Here is a 19065-nt window from a genome sequence, read left to right as displayed (position 1 = left end):
GCACAAAAACACGGAGGGTTGTAGTGATAAAACAACGATAACAAACGCTGTAGCGTGTTTTGACCTGCCAGGTTCAAACACATTGCCGTATTGGCTTACAAGGAGAACCGCTTCATGGAAATAGAAGAGTTCGGCTACAAGCAAGAGTTGAAACGTAGCCTGTCACTGACCGATCTGGTGGTTTACGGGATGATTTTCATGATCCCCATCGCGCCGTTCGGAGTGTATGGCTACGTGAATCAGGAGGCGCCTGGAATGGTGCCGCTGGCCTACATCATCGGCATGGTGGCGATGCTGTTCACGGCATTGAGTTACGGCAGCATGGCGCGAGCCTTTCCAATTGCCGGCTCGGTCTACTCCTATGCACAACGTGGGCTGAACCCGCATGTCGGCTTTATCGCCGGCTGGCTGATGCTGCTCGACTACTTGCTGATCCCGCCGTTGCTCTACGTGTATGCGGCGATGGCGTTGAATCACCTGTACCCGGACATCCCCAAGGTCGGTTTCATCCTCGCCTTCCTGGTCAGCGCAACCTTCGTCAACCTGAGGGGAATCACTTTTACCGCACGGATGAACATCATCTTTCTACTGGCACAACTGGTGGTGCTGGGGATCTTCCTGTTCTACGCCTGGACTGCCTTGCACGGTGGCGCCGGCAACGGTCAGCTGACCCTGGCGCCGTTGTACAACCCGGAAAATTTCAACTTCGCGCTGCTGATGCAGGCGGTGTCGATTGCCGTGTTGTCGTTCCTTGGCTTCGACGCCATTTCAACCCTGGCCGAAGAGATCAAGGGCGATCCCGGCCGCAGTGTTGGCAAAGCCGCGTTGATCACATTGCTGGTGATGGGGGTGATTTTCGTCGTGCAGACCTGGATCGCCACGGACCTGGCCGCCGGTATGGGCTTCAAGTCCGCCGATACCGCGTTCTATGAAATCGCCGAAATCGCCGCTGGCAGCTGGCTGGCGACCGTCACCGGTGTGGCCACGGCACTGGCCTGGGGCGTGGCGGTGGCGATCACCTCGCAAGCCGCCGTGTCGCGCCTGCTATTCGGCATGGCACGCGACGGCAAATTGCCCAAAGTGCTGGCCAAGGTACACCCCAAACACAACACCCCGTACGTCAGCATTTACCTGGTGGCAGTGCTGTCGCTGCTGATCTGCTACCTGTTCATCAACTCGGTGGACACGCTGACCTCATTGGTGAACTTCGGTGCCCTGAGCGGCTTCATGCTGCTGCACCTGACGGTGATCAATTATTATTGGCGGCGGCAGAAATCCGGCCAGGTGATTCGCCATCTGATCTGCCCGGTGATCGGCTTCATCATTGTCAGCGCCATCCTGTACAACATGGGCGTCGATGCGCAGAAGCTCGGCGGCATCTGGATTGCGGTCGGTCTGGTCTACCTGTTTTTCCTCAACAGAATCGGCGCCAGCACGGTGTTGCCAGACCCCTCCAATAGTTGAAAGAGGCCAGTGTCTGGAAAGTCGAGCGGTTGCTGACAGGGATTGGCCGACCGCCATTGTGACGCGTGGAAACCGACAGTGATTGTCAAGCCTGGTGCCCGGCATCAGGCCCTTTGATACAGGAGTACATCCATGCTGGCCTTACGCCCAGTTCAGTTATCCGACCTGCCTCAGTTGCAGCAACTTGCGCGCGACAGCCTGGTAGGCGTCACTTCGTTGCCGAACGACACCGAGTGCCTGCGCCAGAAGATTCTCGGCTCCTGCGCTTCGTTTGCCAGCGAGGCGCAGAGCAATGGCGCAGAGAATTATTTCTTCGTGCTCGAGGATCTGGCCAGCCAACAGCTGCTGGGCTGTTCGGAAGTCCTCGCGACCGCCGGTTTCAATGAGCCCTTCTACAGCCTGCGCAACCGCCCGTTTACCAGTGAGTCCCGTGAGCTGAACATCCAGCACGGAGTGCCAGCGCTGTCGTTATGCCAGGACCTCAGTGCCCACACCTTGCTGCGCGGTTTCCACATCAACACCGAGCTTGAGCGCACGCCGACCTCGGAATTGCTTTCACGGGCCCGGCTGATGTTCATCGCCGCCCACCCTCAACGCTTTTCCGACGCGGTGATTACCGAAATCGTCGGCTACAGCAGCGACGCGGGGGAGTCACCGTTCTGGGATGCCCTGGGCAAACATTTTTTCGACCTGCCCTACGTCGAGGCAGAGCGCCTCTGCGGCTTGCAGAACCGGAGCTTTCTCGCCGAGTTGATGCCGCACTACCCGATCTATGTGCCGATGCTGCCGCAAAGCGCGCAGGAGTGTATTGGCCGGATTCACCCGGATGGTCAGGAAGCCTTCGATATCCTTGAGCGCGAAGGCTTCGAGACCAATAGCTACATCAATCTGTTCGACGGTGGGCCAACGCTTTTTGCACGCACCCCGAGCATTCGCTCTATCGCCCGGACCAGCACCGCCGTTGCGCACTTGAGTGCACACAGCGGCGGCAAGACGCCGTACCTGCTGAGCAATGACGCATTGGAAAACTACCGGGCGATTGTCGCCGAACTGGACTGGAGCGCGGACGCGCCCGTCATGCTCAACGCCGCCCAACTCGACGCCTTGCAACTGGACAACGGCAGCCCGGTTCGGCTGATTGCGCTATGAAGCAGATCTTCCGCACTCAAGGAGCTCCATCATGATCGTGCGCCCGGTTCAAATGAGTGATCTGCCCGCGTTGCTGGCGTTGGCAGACCGCGCCGGTCCGGGATTCACCACGCTACCGGCCAACGAAGAACGCCTGACCCACCGCGTGCGCTGGGCACAGCGAACCTTCGCCGAACAGGTAGAACGGGCCGACGCCGACTACCTGTTCGTGCTCGAAGACGACGATCAGCAAGTGATCGGCGTCAGCGCCCTGGCAGGTGCCGTCGGGCTGCGTGAGCCCTGGTACAACTATCGCGTCGGGTTGACGGTCAATACATCCGCTGACCTGGGGATCCAGCGGCAGATCCCGACCTTGTTTCTTAACAACGAGATGACCGGCCAATCGGAAATTGGCTCGTTGTTCCTGAGCCCGGATCAACGCCAGGGCCATAACGGCCGATTGCTGTCGGTCGCGCGGTTACTGTTTGTCGCCGAGTTCCCGCAGCTGTTTGGCGAAAAACTCATCGCCGAACTACGCGGCAGCGCCGACGAGCACGGGTGCTCGCCGTTCTGGGACAGCCTCGGCCGGCACTTTTTCAAAATGGATTTCAGCCACGCCGATCACCTGTCCGGGCTCGGCAACAAATCGTTCGTCGCTGAGCTGATGCCTCGCCAACCGCTGTACACCTGCCTGCTCACCGAGCAGGCGCAGGCGGTGATCGGCAAGGCCCACCAGAACGCCGAACCGGCACGCAGAATCCTCTGCGCCGAAGGCTTTTCCCACAAGGGTTACATCGACATCTTCGACGGCGGTCCGGTAATCGAAGCCCAGATCCCGAAGATCCGTGCCGTGCGCGACAGCCAGTCGCTGGACCTGGAGATAGGTACGCCGGACGACAACGCGCCGATCTGGCTGATACACAACCGACGCCTGAGAAACTGCCGCATCACCACCGCCCGCGCCCGACAGGTCGGCAACAGCCTGCTGGTCAATCGTCTGACCGCCAAGCACCTGCAACTGCAACCGGGCAATTCAGTGCGCGCTGTACCGCTGCTCAAACAACAGCAGGCGGTTGCCGCATAATTTGCCAAACACCCGCTATCGATGTGTCTACACGGCCCTGGTAGCAAGCCATCTCGCCGCAAAACCAATCAACAGCAAAAAGCCCGCACGTGGCGGGCTCTCTGTCGATGGGGTCAAATCCTTTTGTCCGCTCAATCTGCGCTCCAGGATGTGAGCGATTCGTGAAAAGCATGTCGCAGGATTGAGAAGAAGACGGACCGCACCGAACACGCTATTTAACTGAATCCGAAACGGGCTCCGGCAACCGCCGCCCGAGCACATCCAGCAGATCACAGCCATCGCGCAACGGAATGGCGCACAGCAACGCGAAATCGTTGAGGATCACCGAGTCGCTGGCAATCTCCCCGCGCATGGCCAGGTTCTCCAACACCTGAGTCACCGCACGAATACGATAACCGGCAGCGCTGAGCAGAATATCGAGCGGCGCGTGGGTGTCGACGAACAAAGTGGGCATGTCAGAGCAGTTGCTGGTGAGGGCCATGTAGCGGTTGGAGGGGTGGGAGGTTGGCGGGATGTAGGGGGGATTGGGGGTGTAGGTGTTCATTTTTGAAGCCTCTAGTAGGTATGGAAGCTGCCATCGGCCTTCCTACAGGCTTGGGTGGCAGCTATACGCGGGGTAGGAATACCGAGTACCAGAGAAACTCGACCACGCCGAAGCATGCCCGCGCATAGCCGCCGCAGCTGATCTTACGGGCACACAGTAACGGCCGCAAATCAGGTGTCGACGCTTACGCGTCTCTCATGGTTTTGAAGGGTTCCTACACCCTGTCACTGAATGTGCAGTGACACCTGAAGCCTATCGATGAAGCCCAATTCACGCCAGTTCATGGACACCGCCAAAACGTGCGGGAAATCTCCGACGAGCTTGCCCAGAAACCTCACCGCTTGATTCGATCGTTCCCATGCTCCGCGTGGGAATGCATCCCCTGACGCTCCGCGTCAGCTCGTGAATCGGAACGCGGAGCGTCCCTGGCGGCATTCCCACGCGGAGCGTGGGAACGATCTCAAGTCCTACGCGCCCCAACCACTCAGGCCGGCTGTCAGGCCGCCGTGCTGTTGCCGTTGATCTTGATCCACCCGCCCCATCGGGAGGCCGAGTGGAGGTGTTCATCAGGGGGTTGGCGCGCAGCGCCGTACGGCGTAGCCGGACACATCGAGAGGAGGTCGTCGCGAAGCAGACCGTAGGCGATGCCCCCTGATGAATGCCGGAGCGAGGGAACGCCGAGCCTAAGCGAGGTGCCGTACGCTTGGGGCGAAGCGTTTTGGTTCCTTTTTGGCGTTTGAAAAAGGGACTCGCTGTAAGAGCGAAACCGTAAGTGGCCGTTACCGCAGGAATGGATATGTACACCTGCAAGAGATGGGTCGGCTATCAGGCCGCCATCGCGAGCAGGCTCGCTCCCACAGTTTTGATTGGTGTACATCCGCAAGAGATTGGTCGGCTGTCAGGTCGCCATCGCGAGCAAGCTCGCTCCCACAGTTGAACTGGGTGCGTCTGTGAAAGATTGGTCGGCTGTCAGGTCGCCATCGCGAGCAAGCTCGCTCCCACAGTTGAACTGGGTGCGTCTGTGAGAGATTGGTCGGCTGTCAGGTCGCCATCGCGAGCAGGCTCGCTCCCACAGTTGAACTGGGTGCGTCTGTGAAAGATTGGCCGGCTGTCAGGCCGCCATCGCGAGCAAGCCAGTTCCCACAGGTCAACGAACTTCACCTTTGAGGATGTCAAACAACGCCTGCGCCGCCGCCGACAACTCATGACCCGGCTTGGTCAACACCCCAATGGCCCGCTCAATCACCGGATCACTCAACGTAATGCAACAAGCCCCAAGCTCACGCATCTGCTCAACACACAACGCCGGCACCGCACTAACCCCAAGCCCACTGGCAACCATCCGCCCGACGGTTGCCAACTGATGACTTTCAAACTCCACCGGCAGCTTCATCTGCCGCGCCAGCAAGTGCTCCTCAAGCATCACCCGCACCGTCGACGGCCGCTGCAACGTGATAAACGGCTGCTCCAACAGGGTTTTCCAGTCAATCTCGGCACGCTCGGCCAACGGCGAGTCACTGGGCACAACCGCGACAAAACGGTCGATGTACAACGGGGTAAACGCCAGCGACGAACTCTGCGTCGGCTCAAATGCCACACCCAACTCAACTTGGCGATCACGGACCATTTCCAGCACCTGCTCGTTGATCACGTCGTTCACCGTGACGTTGACCTTGGGGTAACGCGCACGAAAGGTCTTGAGGATCGGCGGCAGCAGGTTGCCGGCAAACGATGGCATCGCCGCCAGCGTCACCCGGCCGCGCTGCAGGGTGAAACGCTGACGCATTTCATCCTCGGTATTGTCCCAGTCAGCGATCAACCGCCGGGCCAGTGGCAGCAAGGACTCGCCTTCCGGGGTCAGCGCGACGTTGCGTGTGGTGCGGCTGAACAACCGCCCACCCAGTCCGTCCTCCAGCGCCTTGATGGTCAAACTCAACGCCGACTGCGACAGGTGCAGCCGCTCACAGGCCACCGCAAAGCTCAAACTCTGCGCCACCGCCAAAAACGCCCTGATCTGCTTGACTGTCATCACCGTTCCTCAACATGCAACCGCAACCGATTACTGAGTTTTATCTATCAATCAACCTTAAAAATCAACTTATCAAATCAATCTGATAGAGCAACACTCCATCCATACGGCTAGCCAGCCGCCCACAAAGAATAAAAGAGGTGCATATGGCAGGTTTCGACAAGCGCGTGAGTTCCTATGAGGAAGCATTGGCCGGCCTCGAAGACGGCATGACCGTGATCTCTGGCGGCTTCGGTCTGTGTGGCATTCCGGAAAACCTGATCGCCGAGATCAAGCGCAAAGGCACCCGCGATCTGACCGTGGTTTCCAACAACTGCGGCGTCGACGGTTTTGGTTTGGGCGTGCTGCTGGAAGACCGGCAGATCCGCAAAGTAGTGGCCTCCTATGTCGGCGAAAACGCCCTGTTCGAGAAGCAACTGCTGAGCGGCGAGATTGAAGTCGTGCTGACGCCGCAAGGCACTCTGGCGGAAAAAATGCGTGCTGGCGGCGCTGGCATTCCGGCGTTCTTCACCGCCACCGGCGTCGGCACTCCAGTGGCCGAAGGCAAGGAAATCCGCGAGTTCAAGGGCCGTCCGTATCTGATGGAAGAATCCATCACCGGCGACTTCGCCATCGTCAAAGGCTGGAAAGCCGACCACTTCGGCAACGTGATCTACCGTCACACCGCGCAGAACTTCAACCCGCTGGCAGCCACTGCCGGCAAGATCACCGTGGTCGAAGTCGAAGAGATCGTCGAACCCGGCGAGCTGGACCCTTCGCAGATCCATACCCCTGGCATCTACGTCGACCGGGTCATCTGCGGCACGTTCGAAAAACGTATCGAACAACGCACCGTGCGTAAGTGATCCCCTGCCCCCAGCTCAACGGAGAATAACAATGGCTCTTACCCGCGAACAAATGGCTCAGCGCGTCGCCCGCGAAATGAAAGACGGCTACTACGTGAACCTCGGCATCGGCATTCCGACCCTGGTCGCCAACTACATTCCCGAAGGCATGGAAGTCATGCTGCAATCGGAAAACGGCCTGCTCGGCATGGGCGCCTTCCCGACTGATGACGAAGTCGACGCCGACATGATCAACGCCGGCAAACAGACCGTCACCGCACGCATTGGCGCCTCGATTTTTTCGTCCGCCGAATCCTTCGCGATGATCCGTGGCGGCCACATCGACCTCACCGTGCTCGGCGCTTTCGAAGTCGACGTACACGGCAACATTGCCTCCTGGATGATCCCCGGCAAACTGGTCAAGGGCATGGGCGGCGCGATGGACCTGGTGGCCGGCGCAGACAACATCATCGTGACCATGACCCACGCGTCCAAGGATGGAGAATCGAAACTGCTGCCGTATTGCAGTCTGCCGCTGACCGGCGCCAATTGCATCAAACGCGTGTTGACCGATCTGGCCTACCTGGAAATCGAGAACGGTGCATTCATTCTTAAGGAGCGTGCACCCGGAGTGAGCGTCGAGGAAATCGTCAGCAAGACTGCTGGTAAACTGATCGTTCCCGACCACGTTCCGGAAATGCAGTTCGCCTGAACCGCACCCTGAGGAGAAATTCGATGCAAGAAGTCGTGATTGTTGCCGCCACCCGTACCGCCATCGGCAGTTTTCAGGGGTCGCTCGCCAGCATTCCAGCGCCGGAACTCGGTGCCGCGGTCATTCGTCAATTGCTCGCGCAAACCGGTCTGGCGGCGGATCAGGTGGATGAAGTGATCCTCGGTCAGGTACTGACCGCAGGATCAGGTCAGAACCCGGCGCGTCAGGCGTCGATCCTCGCCGGCCTGCCCCACGCCGTACCGGCGCTGACCCTGAACAAGGTCTGCGGTTCGGGCCTCAAGGCGCTGCATCTGGGCGCGCAGGCGATTCGTTGCGGCGATGCCGAGGTGATCATCGCCGGCGGCATGGAAAACATGAGCCTGGCGCCGTACGTGTTGCCGGCCGCTCGCACCGGCCTGCGCATGGGCCACGCGAAAATGGTCGACAGCATGATCAGCGATGGCCTGTGGGATGCGTTCAACGACTACCACATGGGCATCACCGCCGAGAACCTGGTGGACAAGTACCAACTGACCCGTGAGGAGCAGGACGCTTTCGCCGCCGCCTCGCAACAAAAAGCCGTAGCCGCTATCGAGGCAGGGCGTTTTGTTGACGAGATCACGCCGATCCTGATCCCGCAGCGCAAAGGTGATCCGTTGTCCTTCGCGGTCGACGAACAACCTCGCGCCGAGACCACCGCAGCGTCCCTGGCCAAGCTCAAACCGGCGTTCAAGAAAGACGGCAGCGTCACCGCCGGCAATGCCTCTTCGCTCAACGACGGCGCCGCTGCGGTGTTGCTAATGAGCGCCGACAAGGCCAAGCAATTGGGCTTGCCGGTGCTGGCAAAAATTGCCGCCTACGCCAATGCCGGCGTTGACCCGGCGATCATGGGCATCGCTCCGGTGTCCGCGACCCGCCGCTGCCTCGACAAGGCCGGCTGGAGCCTTGATCAGCTGGACCTGATCGAAGCCAACGAAGCCTTCGCCGCGCAGTCACTGGCGGTCGGCAAAGAGCTGGAATGGGATGCAAGCAAGGTCAACGTCAACGGTGGCGCAATCGCATTGGGTCACCCGATTGGTGCATCAGGTTGCCGGGTGCTGGTGTCGCTGCTACACGAAATGATCAAGCGTGACGCCAAGAAAGGCCTCGCCACCTTGTGCATCGGTGGCGGTCAGGGCGTGGCTCTGGCGATCGAGCGGGCCTAAGCCCGCAGGCGTTCAACAGTCAGCGTGCGGACCCACGATATCCGTTCGCTGACTGGCAACACACCCGGCGCGACTTCGGTGGCGTCGGGTTTTTTTGCCTTGCGCAAAGGCCGTGCGCGATGATCAATCGTCCAGGGGTGTCGGTGGTGCTGCAGCTTTTGCAGCCTTGCCGCCCTTCCCTTTACCGCCCTTGACCGGCGTGGCCTCTACGGGCGGCGGCGCGGGTGGCGCCGCTTCTTTCTCGGCGGCTGGAAGCTGGTCAATCGTGGCGAACAGATCCTTGGCCTCTATCGGGCCGAGGTGGTCGAGTTTTTTCTCACCGTCCTTGCCCACCAGAATCACCTTGGTCTCACCACTGACGCCCAGTTTCAGTTCACGGATCAGCGCCATGGTGGTTTGTGCATCGAGGTCCTTGCCATCACGCTGGCCCATGAGGTTGACCACGGTGTACAGCACCATATTGCGTTCTTTGAAGGCTTGGCTGTTGGCCGGTTCCGCCAGGGACTTTTTCAGGCTGACCAGCGTCGGGTCGATGCTGCTGGGAGCGATGACGATCAGCGGCCGGTTCCTGCCGCGTTCCTGGGCCAGAGGGGTGTCGTTGTCGGCGGCGAACAAAGGGCCGGCGACGGCGAGCAGAGTAGCGAGGGTCAGTGACCGAATGAGCATGCGCATCTCCTTTTGATATCCACGCTTTATGATTGCGCATCAAAGCGAAAGATCCAGATCAGTTGCCTGAATTTTCTATCGCCATGTTGCGAAGCTTAGGTCAGCGGGCTTAATCCGCAACCGTATCCAGCGACGCCGGCTTAGACCACTCCGTTTGTCCAGGTTCGCGCCGCTCACTCCTTGGCACGCGGCACAGTGCTTGTTCGCGTACTACACTTAATTTGTCCCCCGTAGGGGGGACGTTGCCAAATCCGGGTCCGTAAGCAGCGAGTCTGTCGATAAACCTCGCTCTCGACGCTGGAGCCAATGGCCTATCGTAATTGTCCTGTGGGGCGCGACCCCACAGTGACATCATGCAGGACGACGTTTTCGCGTCCCACTCGCCCGGACATACCTCATGCCCGGGCATTCGCGTGGCAGACGATTTGGCTTCACAACGCGCCTGCACTGTCGCCCTGATCATCCGTCCGACCGCCGTCTGAAAGGTTGCTGCCTGCGCATGCGCCCTCCTTCATCGGTGGTCTTTTTTCAGGAGGAGCAGTTATGGACGAAGCCAAACTCAATGACTTCATGGGCAAGCTGATTTCCGACATGGGCGGCGCAGCGATGCTCGCGAACGTGATCCTGGGCGATGAACTCGGTTTGTACCGGGCCATGGCCGACAACCAACCCGTCACCCCCGAAGTACTGGCCAGCAAGACTGGCTGCAATGCGCGGCTGTTGCGTGAATGGTTGAGCGCCCACGCAGCCTCAGGCTACATGGAACACGCCAACGGGAAGTTCCGCCTGCCAGAAGAGCAAGCCTTGGCGCTGGCGGTCGAGGACTCACCGGTTTATGTCGCAGGCGGCGCCTCGGTGATTGCCTCGTTTTACCATGACAAAGACAAACTGATTGCGGCCATGCGCGGCGATGGCGCCCTCGCCTGGGGCGATCACCATAGCTGCATGTTCAGCGGCACCGAGCGGTTTTTCAGACCCGGTTACCGCGCGCACCTGGTCGGCGAATGGTTACCCGCGCTTGAAGGCGTAGTGGAAAAACTGCAAGCCGGTGCCAAGGTCGCGGATATCGGCTGCGGGCATGGAGCTTCAACAGTGGTCATGGCCAAAGCCTTTCCGGCCTCGAATTTTGTCGGCTTCGACTACCACGCTCCCTCCATCACCACCGCCACCCAGCGGGCAGAAGAAAGTGGCGTGGACGATCGAGTACGCTTCGTTCAGGGCACGGCCAAGAACTATCCGGGCAATGACTACGATTTGATCTGCTACTTCGATTGCCTGCACGACATGGGCGACCCGGTAGGCGCAGCCAAACACGCCTATGAAACCCTCAAGCCCGACGGAACGGTACTGTTGGTGGAACCCTACGCCAATGACCATCTCGACGAAAACGCGACCCCGGTAGGACGACTGTTCTACGCCGCCTCGACGTTCATCTGCACGCCTAACTCGTTGTCGCAGGAAGTGGGTTTGGGGCTCGGGGCTCAAGCGGGCGAAACACGGTTGCGGGATGTGTTCACCAAGGCCGGATTCAAGCATTTCCGCCGGGCAGCAGAGACACCGTTCAACTTGATACTGGAGGCGCGCAAGTAATCGCAGGGGCATCCCGCAAGCACGGCACTGCGAGGGGCAGCGCCGTGCCGGGAATCAAGATCAAAACGCCAACTTATAACCGATAAACACCAGCATGACGGCCAGACAAGGACGCAATACGCCATCGGAAATTTTTCCAGTCAGGTGACTGCCGATATAGATCCCCGGCAACGACCCCATCAGCAGAAAGCCCAGCAAGTGCCAATCCATATTACCCATGCTCGCGTGCCCCAATCCTGCGACCAGGGTCAGCGGTACGGCGTGGGCGATTTCTGTGCCGACCAGGCGTTTGGTCGCCAGGAACGGATACAGGATGAACAGCGCCACAGTCCCCAATGCACCGGCACCGATGGAGGTCAAAGCGACCATCGCGCCGAGTATCGCGCCCGTGATGATGGTCAGCAGGTTCAGGTTCCGGTTACTGAGGTGGTAATGGTCGCCCGCATGTTTTTGGGCAAACGCCAAGAGCTGGCGCTTGAAGAAAATAGCCAGCGCCGTCAGCAGCAATACAAAGCCCAACGCCTGCTTGATAACGGCATTGGTCGCTTGCGGATCCGTGTTGAGGTATTTCAGGAACAACAAGGTCATGGCAACGGCAGGCACACTGCCCAATGTCAGCCAGCCAGTAATTTTCCAGTCAATGTTCCGGTGCTTTTGATGAACCAGCACACCACCGGACTTGGTGATCGCCGCATACAGCAAATCGGTCCCGACGGCGGTGGCCGGATTGATGCCGAACCATAGAAGAATCGGCGTCATCAACGAGCCGCCCCCGACACCGGTCATTCCGACAACGAACCCGACAACCAAGCCTGCGACTACAAAACCCAAATTACCGAAGTCCATTGCCATACCTTACAAAACCAGCGCGACGACTTAAAAATCTGGCAGTCAGCATAGCGATTTTTCTTATAACCACTTATACCAATATGATCTGACTTTATAACCTCCCGCCATCAACCTTCGCCGCTCAAGTCTCCTTGTTGCGCCATGACCGTCTGGCTGACAAAACGACCTTCTTGATATTTTTATTTTCATACAATTGATTTATGAAATAAAACATGTCAATCATATGCACCATGGACACGTAACCCGCTGCACACCCCCGCCAGACCGGAAGGCATTCACCCCCGAAACACCCTATCCACGGAGTCAACAATATGAACAAGACAGGACTTCTGGCTGCTCTGGCGTTTTGCGCCGTCAGCACCCTGGCCCACGCTGACGAAGACAGTCTGCGTATCGGTATCGAAGCCGCGTACCCGCCGTTCTCCTTCAAGACCCCGGAAGGCAACATCAGCGGGTTCGACTACGACATCGGCAACGCCTTGTGCGAAGAAATGAAGATCAAATGCCAGTGGGTCATCCAGGAATTCGACGGGATGATCCCTTCGTTGAAAGTGCGCAAGATCGATGCGGTGCTGTCGTCGATGTCGATTACCGACGACCGCTTGAAGTCAGTCGACTTCAGCAAAAAGTACTACCACACCCCTGGCAAGTTCGCGATGAAGGCCGGCCAGGCCCTCAACGACCCGAAGGTCGATCTCAAAGGCAAGAAACTCGGTGTGCAACGCTCCTCGACCTACGACCGTTACGCCACCGAGCAACTGGCCCCCGCCGGCGTCGAGGTCGTGCGCTACTCATCGCAAAGCGAAGCTTCGCTGGACCTGGCGTCGGGCCGACTGGACGCCACCCTCGCCGACAGCGTCAACACCGATGAGAGCTTCATCAAGACCCCGGCCGGGAACGGCTTCGCCTTGGTGGGACCGGATATCAATGACCCGAAATACTTCGGCCGAGGCGCCGGGATTGCGCTGCGCAAAGGCGATACCGCGAACGCGGCACGCCTGAACACGGCGATTGATGCGATCCGTGCCAATGGCAAGTACCAGCAGGTCATGGCCAAGTACTTCGCGTTCGATATCTACGGCGAATAAGCCTTGTGGGAGCGAGCTTGCTCCGGGCAGCGTTCCGACGATAGCGGAATATCAGTCAACATTAATGTTGAATGTGCTGCCGTCATCGCGAGCCTGCTCGCTCCCACAGGTTTTGCACCTTGATTGATAGCAATTAACCCGTATGGTCCCGCGCGCCTGCCGGCGCTTCGGGTGAGGAACTTCATCATGCTTCACGGCTACGGATCGAGCATTCTCGATGGCGCCTGGCTGTCGATCAATCTGGCTCTGAGCTCCATGGCACTGGCCATTACCCTGGGTCTGATCGGCGCGGCGTTTCGCCTCTCGCCGCTCAAATGGTTGTCGACACTGGGCGAAGGCTACACAACGGTGATTCGCGGTATCCCCGACCTGGTACTGATTCTGCTGATTTTCTACGGCGGCCAGGACCTGGTGAACCGCATTGCCCTCGGGCTCGGTTACACCCACTACATCGACATCAACCCGTTTGTGGCGGGTGTCTGCACCATGGGTTTCATCTTCGGCGCCTACCTCTCGGAAACCTTTCGCGGTGCCTTCATGGCCATCCCGCAAGGTCAGGGTGAAGCCGGGGCAGCCTACGGCATGAGCAGCGCCCAGGTGTTCTGGCGGATTCTGGTGCCACAGATGATTCGCTTCGCGATTCCCGGGTTCACCAACAACTGGCTGGTGCTGACCAAATCCACTGCGTTGATATCGGTGATCGGCCTGCAGGACATGATGTTCAAGGCCAAGAACGCCGCCGACGCGACCCACGAACCCTTTACGTTTTTCCTCGCGGTGGCGGCGCTGTACCTGGTGCTGACCAGTGTCTCGTTGCTGGTGCTGCGGGCACTGGAAAAACACTACTCGGTCGGCATCAAAGCCGCCGTTCTGTGAGTGGGAGCGAACCGACCATGCTCGACTACAACCTGATCTGGGAAAACCTGCCGCTGTATTTCAGTGGCGCGTTATTGACCCTCAAAGTGCTGCTGATTTCCCTGGCCTTTGGCCTGATGCTGGCCATTCCGCTGGCGTTGATGCGCGTCTCCCGCTCGCCGCTGATCAACTTCCCGGCCTGGCTCTACACCTACGCCATCCGCGGCACGCCGATGCTGGTGCAGTTGTTTTTGATCTATTACGGCCTGGCGCAGTTCGAAGCGGTACGCCAAAGCGTGCTCTGGCCGTATCTGTCCAGCGCGACCTTTTGCGCCTGCCTGGCCTTTGCGATCAACACCAGTGCCTACAGCGCAGAGCTGCTGGCCGGCAGTCTTAAATCCACACCCAACGGCGAGATCGAAGCGGCCAAGGCGATGGGCATGTCGCGCCTGACCCTGTACCGCCGCATTCTGCTGCCGTCGGCCCTGCGCCGGGCGTTGCCGCAGTACAGCAATGAAGTGCTGATGATGCTGCAGACCACCAGCCTGGCGTCGATCGTCACCCTGGTCGACATCACCGGTGCGGCGCGTACGGTCAGTTCGCGGTTCTACCTGCCGTTCGAAGCGTTCATCACCGCCGGCCTGATCTACCTGGCCCTGACCTTCATTCTCGTGCGCCTGTTCAAACTCGCCGAACGTCACTGGCTGGCGTACCTGGCCCCACGCAAGCATTAAGGAAATCCCATGGAGCACATTCATTACGTCCTGCCCTGGAGCGCCTGCGGCACTGAACGCACGCTGTCGCTGTTTCGGTTCGGCAGTGGCTCACGCAAGGCCTACATTCAGGCGTCCCTGCACGCCGACGAACTGCCCGGCATGCGCGTTGCCGTCGAACTCAAGCGCCGTCTGCGCGAGCTGGAATCACAAGGCCGCTTGACCGGCGTGATCGAACTGGTGCCGATGGCCAATCCGATCGGCATCGGGCAAATGTTCCAGGCCACCCATCAGGGGCGCTTCGAGTTCAACAGCGGCAAGAACTTCAACCGGGACTTTCCGGAACTGGCCGAAGCCGTGGCCGTGCACCTGGAAGGCCAGTTGGGCGCGGATGCCGAGGCCAACGTGGCGCTGATCCGTCGCGCGATGGTCGAGGTCATCGCCGACATGCCGCTGGCCGAATCGGAACTCGACGGCCTGCGCCGCCTGCTGTTGCAGCACGCGTGCGATGCCGATGTGGTGCTGGACCTGCACTGCGATTTCGAGTCGATCATGCTGCTGTATGCCCTGCCACAAAACTGGCCGCGCCTGCGTTCACTGGCCGCACGCCTCGACGCCGGTGCCGTTCTGCTGGCCGAGGACGCCGGTGGCAATGCCTTTGATGAAGCCTGCGCGATTCCCTGGTTGCGCCTGGCCGAACTGTTCCCGCAGGCGAACATTCCGCTGGCCTGCGTGGCGACCACCATCGAACTGCGCGGCATGGCCGACACCGATCGCGAACCGTGCATGGCCAGTGCCGAGCAGATTCTCGGCTATCTGGCCGAACAGGGCCTGATCCGCGGCGACTGGCCAGACGCGCCGTCCACCTGCTGCGATGCAACGCCCTTCGCCGGCGCGCAATACGCCTATGCGCCACACCCCGGCGTGGTGAGTTTTCTGCAACCGCTGGGGGCTCGGGTCTCGGTCGGTGACCCGTTGTTTGAAGTGATGGATCCGTTGACCGATCGCCACAGCGTGGTCACGGCCAGCACCGACGGCATCCTTTATGCCCGCGAACGCCTGCGCTTTGCCCAACCCGGGCTGTGGCTGGCCAAGGTCGCAGGCTCTACCCCCATTCGCCAGGGTCGCTTGCTCAGCGACTGACTCCAGAGAATCGACATCATGAACACACTTGAAATTCAGGATCTGCACAAACGCTACGGCACCCACGAAGTGCTCAAAGGCGTGTCCCTGGAAGCCAAAGCCGGCGACGTGATCAGCATCATCGGCTCCAGTGGCTCAGGCAAAAGTACCTTCCTGCGCTGCATCAACCTGCTGGAGCAACCCAACTCAGGCAACATCCTGCTCAATGGCGAGCAGCTGAAACTGGTCGCCAACAAAACCGGTGGGCTCAAGGCGGCCGAGCCGAAACAGCTGCAACGCATGCGCTCACGGTTGGCGATGGTGTTTCAGCACTTCAACCTCTGGTCGCACATGAGCGCCCTTGAAAACGTCATGGAAGCGCCGGTGCATGTGCTGGGTATGGACAAGAAGCTCGCCCGGGAAAAAGCCGAACACTACCTGAACAAGGTTGGCGTGGCCCATCGCATGGGCGCCTATCCGGCGCACATGTCGGGTGGCGAGCAGCAGCGCGTGGCGATTGCTCGCGCGCTGGCGATGGAGCCGGAAGTGATGCTGTTCGATGAACCGACCTCGGCCCTCGACCCGGAGCTGGTCGGCGAAGTGCTTAAAGTCATGCAGGACCTGGCGCTCGAAGGCCGGACCATGGTGGTGGTGACCCACGAAATGGGCTTTGCCCGTGAAGTGTCGAACCAACTGGTGTTCCTGCACAAAGGTCAGGTCGAAGAGCGTGGCAACCCGCGTGAAGTGCTGGTCAACCCACAGTCCGAACGCCTCCAGCAGTTTCTGGCCGGCAGCTTGAAGTAAGCCGCTCGCCGACTGTTGGCGTGCTGCACGTCAACGGTCGGCTTCAGATACACTGGCGCCCATCGGTATCGACGCATCTCTGATAACCACCAAATCTCCTACGGGGAACCCTGTTTGGTCCCTTCCAATCTCCAGCGGATGTTGAGCCGGTTATGCCTACTCCTTCGAAAAACACCACGGTCTACGCTGCGCCGGTGATGCGCAAACTGGCAGAAATTCTTGCCGACTTGCAGCCGTCGCTGCGCAAGGTGGCGGACTTTATCCTGCGTCATCCGCTGAAGGCGGCGACTCTGACCATCGAAGAGATGGCCCATGAAACCTCCACCTCTGCGGCGGCGGTCAACCGACTGGCCAAGGCGTTGGACCTGGGGGGTTACAGCGGTATGAAAGCCGAGCTGGTGGCGACCTTGCAGCAGATGGTGTCCCCGGTGGACAAACTGCGCAACGAACTGGCGCACCGCCCCGGGGGTGCGTTCGGTCTGCATGAACAAATCCAGAGCGCTACCAGCAACCTCGGCACCGCCGGCACCAACAACCACCCTGACACCTTCGAAGCCGTGGTCACCTGCCTGATCGAGGCGCGCAAGATTTACATCCTCGGGTTTGGCAACAGCGTCTACATGGCCGGTCTCGCGGCCTCGACACTGATGCCGTTCTGCGCTGACGCTACGGCAATCAGCATGGAAGGCGGCAACGAAAACGCGGCCTATCGACTGGCTGCGATCACCGATCAAGACGTGCTGCTGGCGATCTCGCTGCCACGTTATTCCCTCGACACCCTGCAACTGTCGCGCTTTGCCTTTGAGCGTGGCGCGACCGTGCTGGCAATCACCGACTCACCCGCCTCGCCCCTGACCCATATTGCCCAGCATGTGCTGTTTGCACCCGCCGACCACCCGGTGCTGACCAGCTCCAACATCGCCGTGCTGGCCTTGATCGAAGGCTTGGTCGCCGGGGTGATGGCGCGTAACAAAGAGGCCGTGAAACTGGCGACCGAACTCACCGAAAGCGTGATGAATTACCTGCACATTCCCGGCAGCAGCAAAACCTCGAAAAAGTGAGGCTGCGCGTCACAGCCACCAGCGCAGCAGAAAAAAGAACCCCATGCTCAGCAGCATGCTGATCAAGGTACTGCGGGTGTAGAGCACCAGGCCGATGGCGACCAGTGAACTGATCAGGTACGGATTATCGTACTGCAAGTTCAATTGATGGTCGGGCATGAACACGATCGGCCCGCAGATTGCCGTGAGCATGCCCGGCACCGCAAACCCGAGAAATTGTCGCGCGTTGCTGCTCAAGCGCACCGGCAAGCGTGGTTCAAGGAACACGTAGCGGTTGAGGAACACCAGCAAGCCCATGCCGAAAATAACCGCCCAGACCATCATGTGCGCTCTCCATAAAACTTGTTGCAGATAAACCCGGCGCTCATCCCGAGCAAGCCGGCCAGCACCAGCGCCGAGCCCCAGTGCCAGTAGTTGAACAACACCGAGCAAAACAGCGACACCGCCACACAGACGACCGTTGGAACGTTGCGCACCACGGGGGTAATCAGCGCGATAAACGTGGCGGCGATGGAGAAGTCCAGGCCCAGATGCTCAAGACCCGGAATGCTGCTGCCCAGCACAATCCCGGCCAAAGTGAAGATATTCCACGCCACATAAAAGGTCAGGCCCACCCCGAGGGCGTACCAACGATTGAACTGCTGTTTGTCATATTGACTGGTCAGAGCGAACAGTTCATCGGTGAGCAGAAAGCCCAGCCCTACCCGCCAGCGACCCGGCAACGGCGAAACCACCGGGCGCATGCTCATGCCGTACAGCAAGTGCTGCGATGTCAGCAGCAAGGTGGTCAGCAGAATCGAGAAAATCCCCGCACCGCCCTTGAGCATCCCGATCGCCACCAGTTGCGCAGCGCCAGCAAAGACAATGCTCGACAGGCCCTGGCCTTGCAGTGGAGTGAGGTTGGCCTCAATGGCCATCGAACCCGCCAACAGCCCCCACGGCGCGGTCGCCAGGGACAAGGGTATTACGGCGGCGGCACCGCGCAGGAAAGCACTGCGCGGCAATAGATTGTCAGACATAGCTCTCTACAACGAAGGAAAGGTCTCTGACTGTGTCAGCCGATCTGCCTTCTGTCTTGAACAATCTTGCGCAATTGCAGTTCCAGGCGGGTGATTGAGCGCGGACAGGTAAAAAGTACTGCTCGATAGACAAGGCAGTGACGAGAGATGGTCTATTTTTAATGAGTGCCGACTTCGGGTCGTTTGAGTGCAGGTGAACCTTATCGCCGGATATCCGGTCGATAGGTGCAGCCTAGGGTCTGTACGAAAACTCGCCGAGCGGCGATCAGGCAAGGCAAAAACAGGCGAGGAAGCGGAGTTTAGGGGCC

Annotated in this window: 19 protein-coding genes; 13 read left to right on the top strand and 6 right to left on the bottom strand. The window is 59.6% G+C overall.

Annotated features, from left to right (window positions below):
* The first annotated feature begins 114 nt into the window (after nucleotides 1–114).
* The 3 genes from AC1RKH_RS01415 to astA all read left to right on the top strand — a co-directional run bounded on the left by AC1RKH_RS01415 (nucleotide 115) and on the right by astA (nucleotide 3676).
* Complete coding sequence (locus AC1RKH_RS01415) at nucleotides 115–1464, top strand: APC family permease (RefSeq protein ID WP_493060796.1); 1350 nt, start codon at nucleotides 115–117, stop codon at nucleotides 1462–1464.
* Between the two features lie 132 nt (nucleotides 1465–1596).
* Nucleotides 1597–2613 carry an arginine N-succinyltransferase gene (locus tag AC1RKH_RS01410; protein WP_493060795.1) on the top strand — a complete coding sequence of 339 codons (1017 nt, stop codon included), beginning with the start codon at nucleotides 1597–1599 and terminating at the stop codon, nucleotides 2611–2613.
* A gap of 31 nt (nucleotides 2614–2644) precedes the next feature.
* Nucleotides 2645–3676 carry an arginine N-succinyltransferase gene (gene astA, locus AC1RKH_RS01405; protein WP_493060794.1) on the top strand — a complete coding sequence of 344 codons (1032 nt, stop codon included), beginning with the start codon at nucleotides 2645–2647 and terminating at the stop codon, nucleotides 3674–3676.
* Nucleotides 3677–3887: 211 nt separating this feature from the next.
* Here the strand turns inward: astA and AC1RKH_RS01400 are convergent, their stop codons facing one another.
* Together AC1RKH_RS01400 and AC1RKH_RS01395 are read right to left on the bottom strand one after the other, a co-directional pair.
* Entirely contained in the window at nucleotides 3888–4220 is a 333-nt protein-coding gene (locus AC1RKH_RS01400) for a hypothetical protein (protein ID WP_493060793.1), read from the bottom strand.
* 1147 nt (nucleotides 4221–5367) lie between these two features.
* Nucleotides 5368–6249, bottom strand: a complete 882-nt coding sequence (locus AC1RKH_RS01395; protein WP_493060792.1) for a LysR family transcriptional regulator — start codon at nucleotides 6247–6249, stop codon at nucleotides 5368–5370.
* 146 nt (nucleotides 6250–6395) lie between these two features.
* Here AC1RKH_RS01395 and AC1RKH_RS01390 point away from each other — a divergent pair, with 146 nt between their 5' ends.
* The 3 genes from AC1RKH_RS01390 to AC1RKH_RS01380 are packed head-to-tail and all read left to right on the top strand — an operon-like array spanning nucleotide 6396 to nucleotide 8990.
* On the top strand, nucleotides 6396–7094 hold the full coding sequence (locus tag AC1RKH_RS01390) for a CoA transferase subunit A (protein WP_019689787.1): 699 nt from the start codon (nucleotides 6396–6398) through the stop codon (nucleotides 7092–7094).
* A 31-nt stretch (nucleotides 7095–7125) separates the two neighbouring features.
* The gene (locus AC1RKH_RS01385) at nucleotides 7126–7785 is read left to right on the top strand and encodes a CoA transferase subunit B (protein WP_493060791.1); all 660 of its coding nucleotides are present in this window, start codon (nucleotides 7126–7128) and stop codon (nucleotides 7783–7785) included.
* A 23-nt stretch (nucleotides 7786–7808) separates the two neighbouring features.
* The gene (locus AC1RKH_RS01380; RefSeq protein ID WP_493060790.1) at nucleotides 7809–8990 is read left to right on the top strand and encodes an acetyl-CoA C-acetyltransferase; all 1182 of its coding nucleotides are present in this window, start codon (nucleotides 7809–7811) and stop codon (nucleotides 8988–8990) included.
* A gap of 123 nt (nucleotides 8991–9113) precedes the next feature.
* Here AC1RKH_RS01380 and AC1RKH_RS01375 read toward each other — a convergent pair whose 3' ends face one another.
* Nucleotides 9114–9656, bottom strand: a complete 543-nt coding sequence (locus tag AC1RKH_RS01375; protein WP_493060789.1) for a DUF4174 domain-containing protein — start codon at nucleotides 9654–9656, stop codon at nucleotides 9114–9116.
* Between the two features lie 543 nt (nucleotides 9657–10199).
* Here AC1RKH_RS01375 and AC1RKH_RS01370 point away from each other — a divergent pair.
* Nucleotides 10200–11246 carry a class I SAM-dependent methyltransferase gene (locus AC1RKH_RS01370; RefSeq protein ID WP_123425464.1) on the top strand — a complete coding sequence of 349 codons (1047 nt, stop codon included), beginning with the start codon at nucleotides 10200–10202 and terminating at the stop codon, nucleotides 11244–11246.
* A 60-nt stretch (nucleotides 11247–11306) separates the two neighbouring features.
* Here the strand turns inward: AC1RKH_RS01370 and AC1RKH_RS01365 are convergent, their stop codons facing one another.
* Nucleotides 11307–12092 (bottom strand): sulfite exporter TauE/SafE family protein, encoded by a 786-nt coding sequence (locus tag AC1RKH_RS01365; RefSeq protein ID WP_493060788.1) that lies wholly within the window; start codon nucleotides 12090–12092, stop codon nucleotides 11307–11309.
* Between the two features lie 314 nt (nucleotides 12093–12406).
* On the opposite strand from AC1RKH_RS01365, the gene AC1RKH_RS01360 reads away from it, so the two are divergent.
* From AC1RKH_RS01360 to AC1RKH_RS01335, 6 genes are all read left to right on the top strand, one after another.
* Complete coding sequence (locus AC1RKH_RS01360) at nucleotides 12407–13183, top strand: ABC transporter substrate-binding protein (RefSeq protein WP_493060787.1); 777 nt, start codon at nucleotides 12407–12409, stop codon at nucleotides 13181–13183.
* 186 nt (nucleotides 13184–13369) lie between these two features.
* Entirely contained in the window at nucleotides 13370–14059 is a 690-nt protein-coding gene (locus AC1RKH_RS01355; RefSeq protein ID WP_123425467.1) for an ABC transporter permease, read from the top strand.
* Nucleotides 14060–14076: 17 nt separating this feature from the next.
* Entirely contained in the window at nucleotides 14077–14772 is a 696-nt protein-coding gene (locus tag AC1RKH_RS01350) for an ABC transporter permease (protein ID WP_054597892.1), read from the top strand.
* 9 nt (nucleotides 14773–14781) lie between these two features.
* The gene (locus tag AC1RKH_RS01345) at nucleotides 14782–15894 is read left to right on the top strand and encodes a succinylglutamate desuccinylase/aspartoacylase family protein (RefSeq protein ID WP_123425468.1); all 1113 of its coding nucleotides are present in this window, start codon (nucleotides 14782–14784) and stop codon (nucleotides 15892–15894) included.
* Nucleotides 15895–15912: 18 nt separating this feature from the next.
* Nucleotides 15913–16677: an ABC transporter ATP-binding protein gene (locus AC1RKH_RS01340; RefSeq protein WP_123425469.1), complete on the top strand. Its 765-nt coding sequence runs from the start codon at nucleotides 15913–15915 to the stop codon at nucleotides 16675–16677.
* Between the two features lie 152 nt (nucleotides 16678–16829).
* Nucleotides 16830–17738 carry a MurR/RpiR family transcriptional regulator gene (locus AC1RKH_RS01335; protein WP_493060786.1) on the top strand — a complete coding sequence of 303 codons (909 nt, stop codon included), beginning with the start codon at nucleotides 16830–16832 and terminating at the stop codon, nucleotides 17736–17738.
* A 9-nt stretch (nucleotides 17739–17747) separates the two neighbouring features.
* Here AC1RKH_RS01335 and AC1RKH_RS01330 read toward each other — a convergent pair whose 3' ends face one another.
* Both AC1RKH_RS01330 and AC1RKH_RS01325 read right to left on the bottom strand, forming a co-directional pair.
* Nucleotides 17748–18059, bottom strand: coding sequence for an AzlD domain-containing protein (locus AC1RKH_RS01330; protein WP_185015364.1), 312 nt, complete (start codon nucleotides 18057–18059; stop codon nucleotides 17748–17750).
* A complete protein-coding gene (locus AC1RKH_RS01325) occupies nucleotides 18059–18757 on the bottom strand; it encodes an AzlC family ABC transporter permease (protein WP_493060785.1) in 699 nt (232 codons plus the stop codon). Before AC1RKH_RS01325 ends, AC1RKH_RS01330 begins: the two co-directional genes overlap by 1 nt.
* Nucleotides 18758–19065 lie beyond the last annotated feature (308 nt).

This window comes from Pseudomonas sp. GW822-FHT06B12, assembly GCF_058799675.1.
Note: the sequence above shows the minus strand (reverse complement) of the source record. Positions and strands in the feature narration are given on the sequence as shown.

What these genes read in the sequence shown, in the direction of transcription:
- AC1RKH_RS01345 (WP_123425468.1), top strand. Translation starts at nt 14,782, where the DNA reads ATGGAGCACATTCATTACGTCCTGCCCTGGAGCGCCTGCGGCACTGAA.
- AC1RKH_RS01340 (WP_123425469.1), top strand. Translation starts at nt 15,913, where the DNA reads ATGAACACACTTGAAATTCAGGATCTGCACAAACGCTACGGCACCCAC.
- AC1RKH_RS01350 (WP_054597892.1), top strand. Translation starts at nt 14,077, where the DNA reads ATGCTCGACTACAACCTGATCTGGGAAAACCTGCCGCTGTATTTCAGT.
- AC1RKH_RS01325 (WP_493060785.1), bottom strand. Translation starts at nt 18,757, where the DNA reads ATGTCTGACAATCTATTGCCGCGCAGTGCTTTCCTGCGCGGTGCCGCC.
- AC1RKH_RS01360 (WP_493060787.1), top strand. Translation starts at nt 12,407, where the DNA reads ATGAACAAGACAGGACTTCTGGCTGCTCTGGCGTTTTGCGCCGTCAGC.
- AC1RKH_RS01380 (WP_493060790.1), top strand. Translation starts at nt 7,809, where the DNA reads ATGCAAGAAGTCGTGATTGTTGCCGCCACCCGTACCGCCATCGGCAGT.
- AC1RKH_RS01385 (WP_493060791.1), top strand. Translation starts at nt 7,126, where the DNA reads ATGGCTCTTACCCGCGAACAAATGGCTCAGCGCGTCGCCCGCGAAATG.
- AC1RKH_RS01390 (WP_019689787.1), top strand. Translation starts at nt 6,396, where the DNA reads ATGGCAGGTTTCGACAAGCGCGTGAGTTCCTATGAGGAAGCATTGGCC.
- AC1RKH_RS01335 (WP_493060786.1), top strand. Translation starts at nt 16,830, where the DNA reads ATGCCTACTCCTTCGAAAAACACCACGGTCTACGCTGCGCCGGTGATG.
- AC1RKH_RS01330 (WP_185015364.1), bottom strand. Translation starts at nt 18,059, where the DNA reads ATGGTCTGGGCGGTTATTTTCGGCATGGGCTTGCTGGTGTTCCTCAAC.
- AC1RKH_RS01395 (WP_493060792.1), bottom strand. Translation starts at nt 6,249, where the DNA reads ATGACAGTCAAGCAGATCAGGGCGTTTTTGGCGGTGGCGCAGAGTTTG.
- AC1RKH_RS01375 (WP_493060789.1), bottom strand. Translation starts at nt 9,656, where the DNA reads ATGCTCATTCGGTCACTGACCCTCGCTACTCTGCTCGCCGTCGCCGGC.
- AC1RKH_RS01370 (WP_123425464.1), top strand. Translation starts at nt 10,200, where the DNA reads ATGGACGAAGCCAAACTCAATGACTTCATGGGCAAGCTGATTTCCGAC.
- AC1RKH_RS01400 (WP_493060793.1), bottom strand. Translation starts at nt 4,220, where the DNA reads ATGAACACCTACACCCCCAATCCCCCCTACATCCCGCCAACCTCCCAC.
- AC1RKH_RS01410 (WP_493060795.1), top strand. Translation starts at nt 1,597, where the DNA reads ATGCTGGCCTTACGCCCAGTTCAGTTATCCGACCTGCCTCAGTTGCAG.
- AC1RKH_RS01415 (WP_493060796.1), top strand. Translation starts at nt 115, where the DNA reads ATGGAAATAGAAGAGTTCGGCTACAAGCAAGAGTTGAAACGTAGCCTG.
- AC1RKH_RS01365 (WP_493060788.1), bottom strand. Translation starts at nt 12,092, where the DNA reads ATGGACTTCGGTAATTTGGGTTTTGTAGTCGCAGGCTTGGTTGTCGGG.
- AC1RKH_RS01355 (WP_123425467.1), top strand. Translation starts at nt 13,370, where the DNA reads ATGCTTCACGGCTACGGATCGAGCATTCTCGATGGCGCCTGGCTGTCG.
- astA (WP_493060794.1), top strand. Translation starts at nt 2,645, where the DNA reads ATGATCGTGCGCCCGGTTCAAATGAGTGATCTGCCCGCGTTGCTGGCG.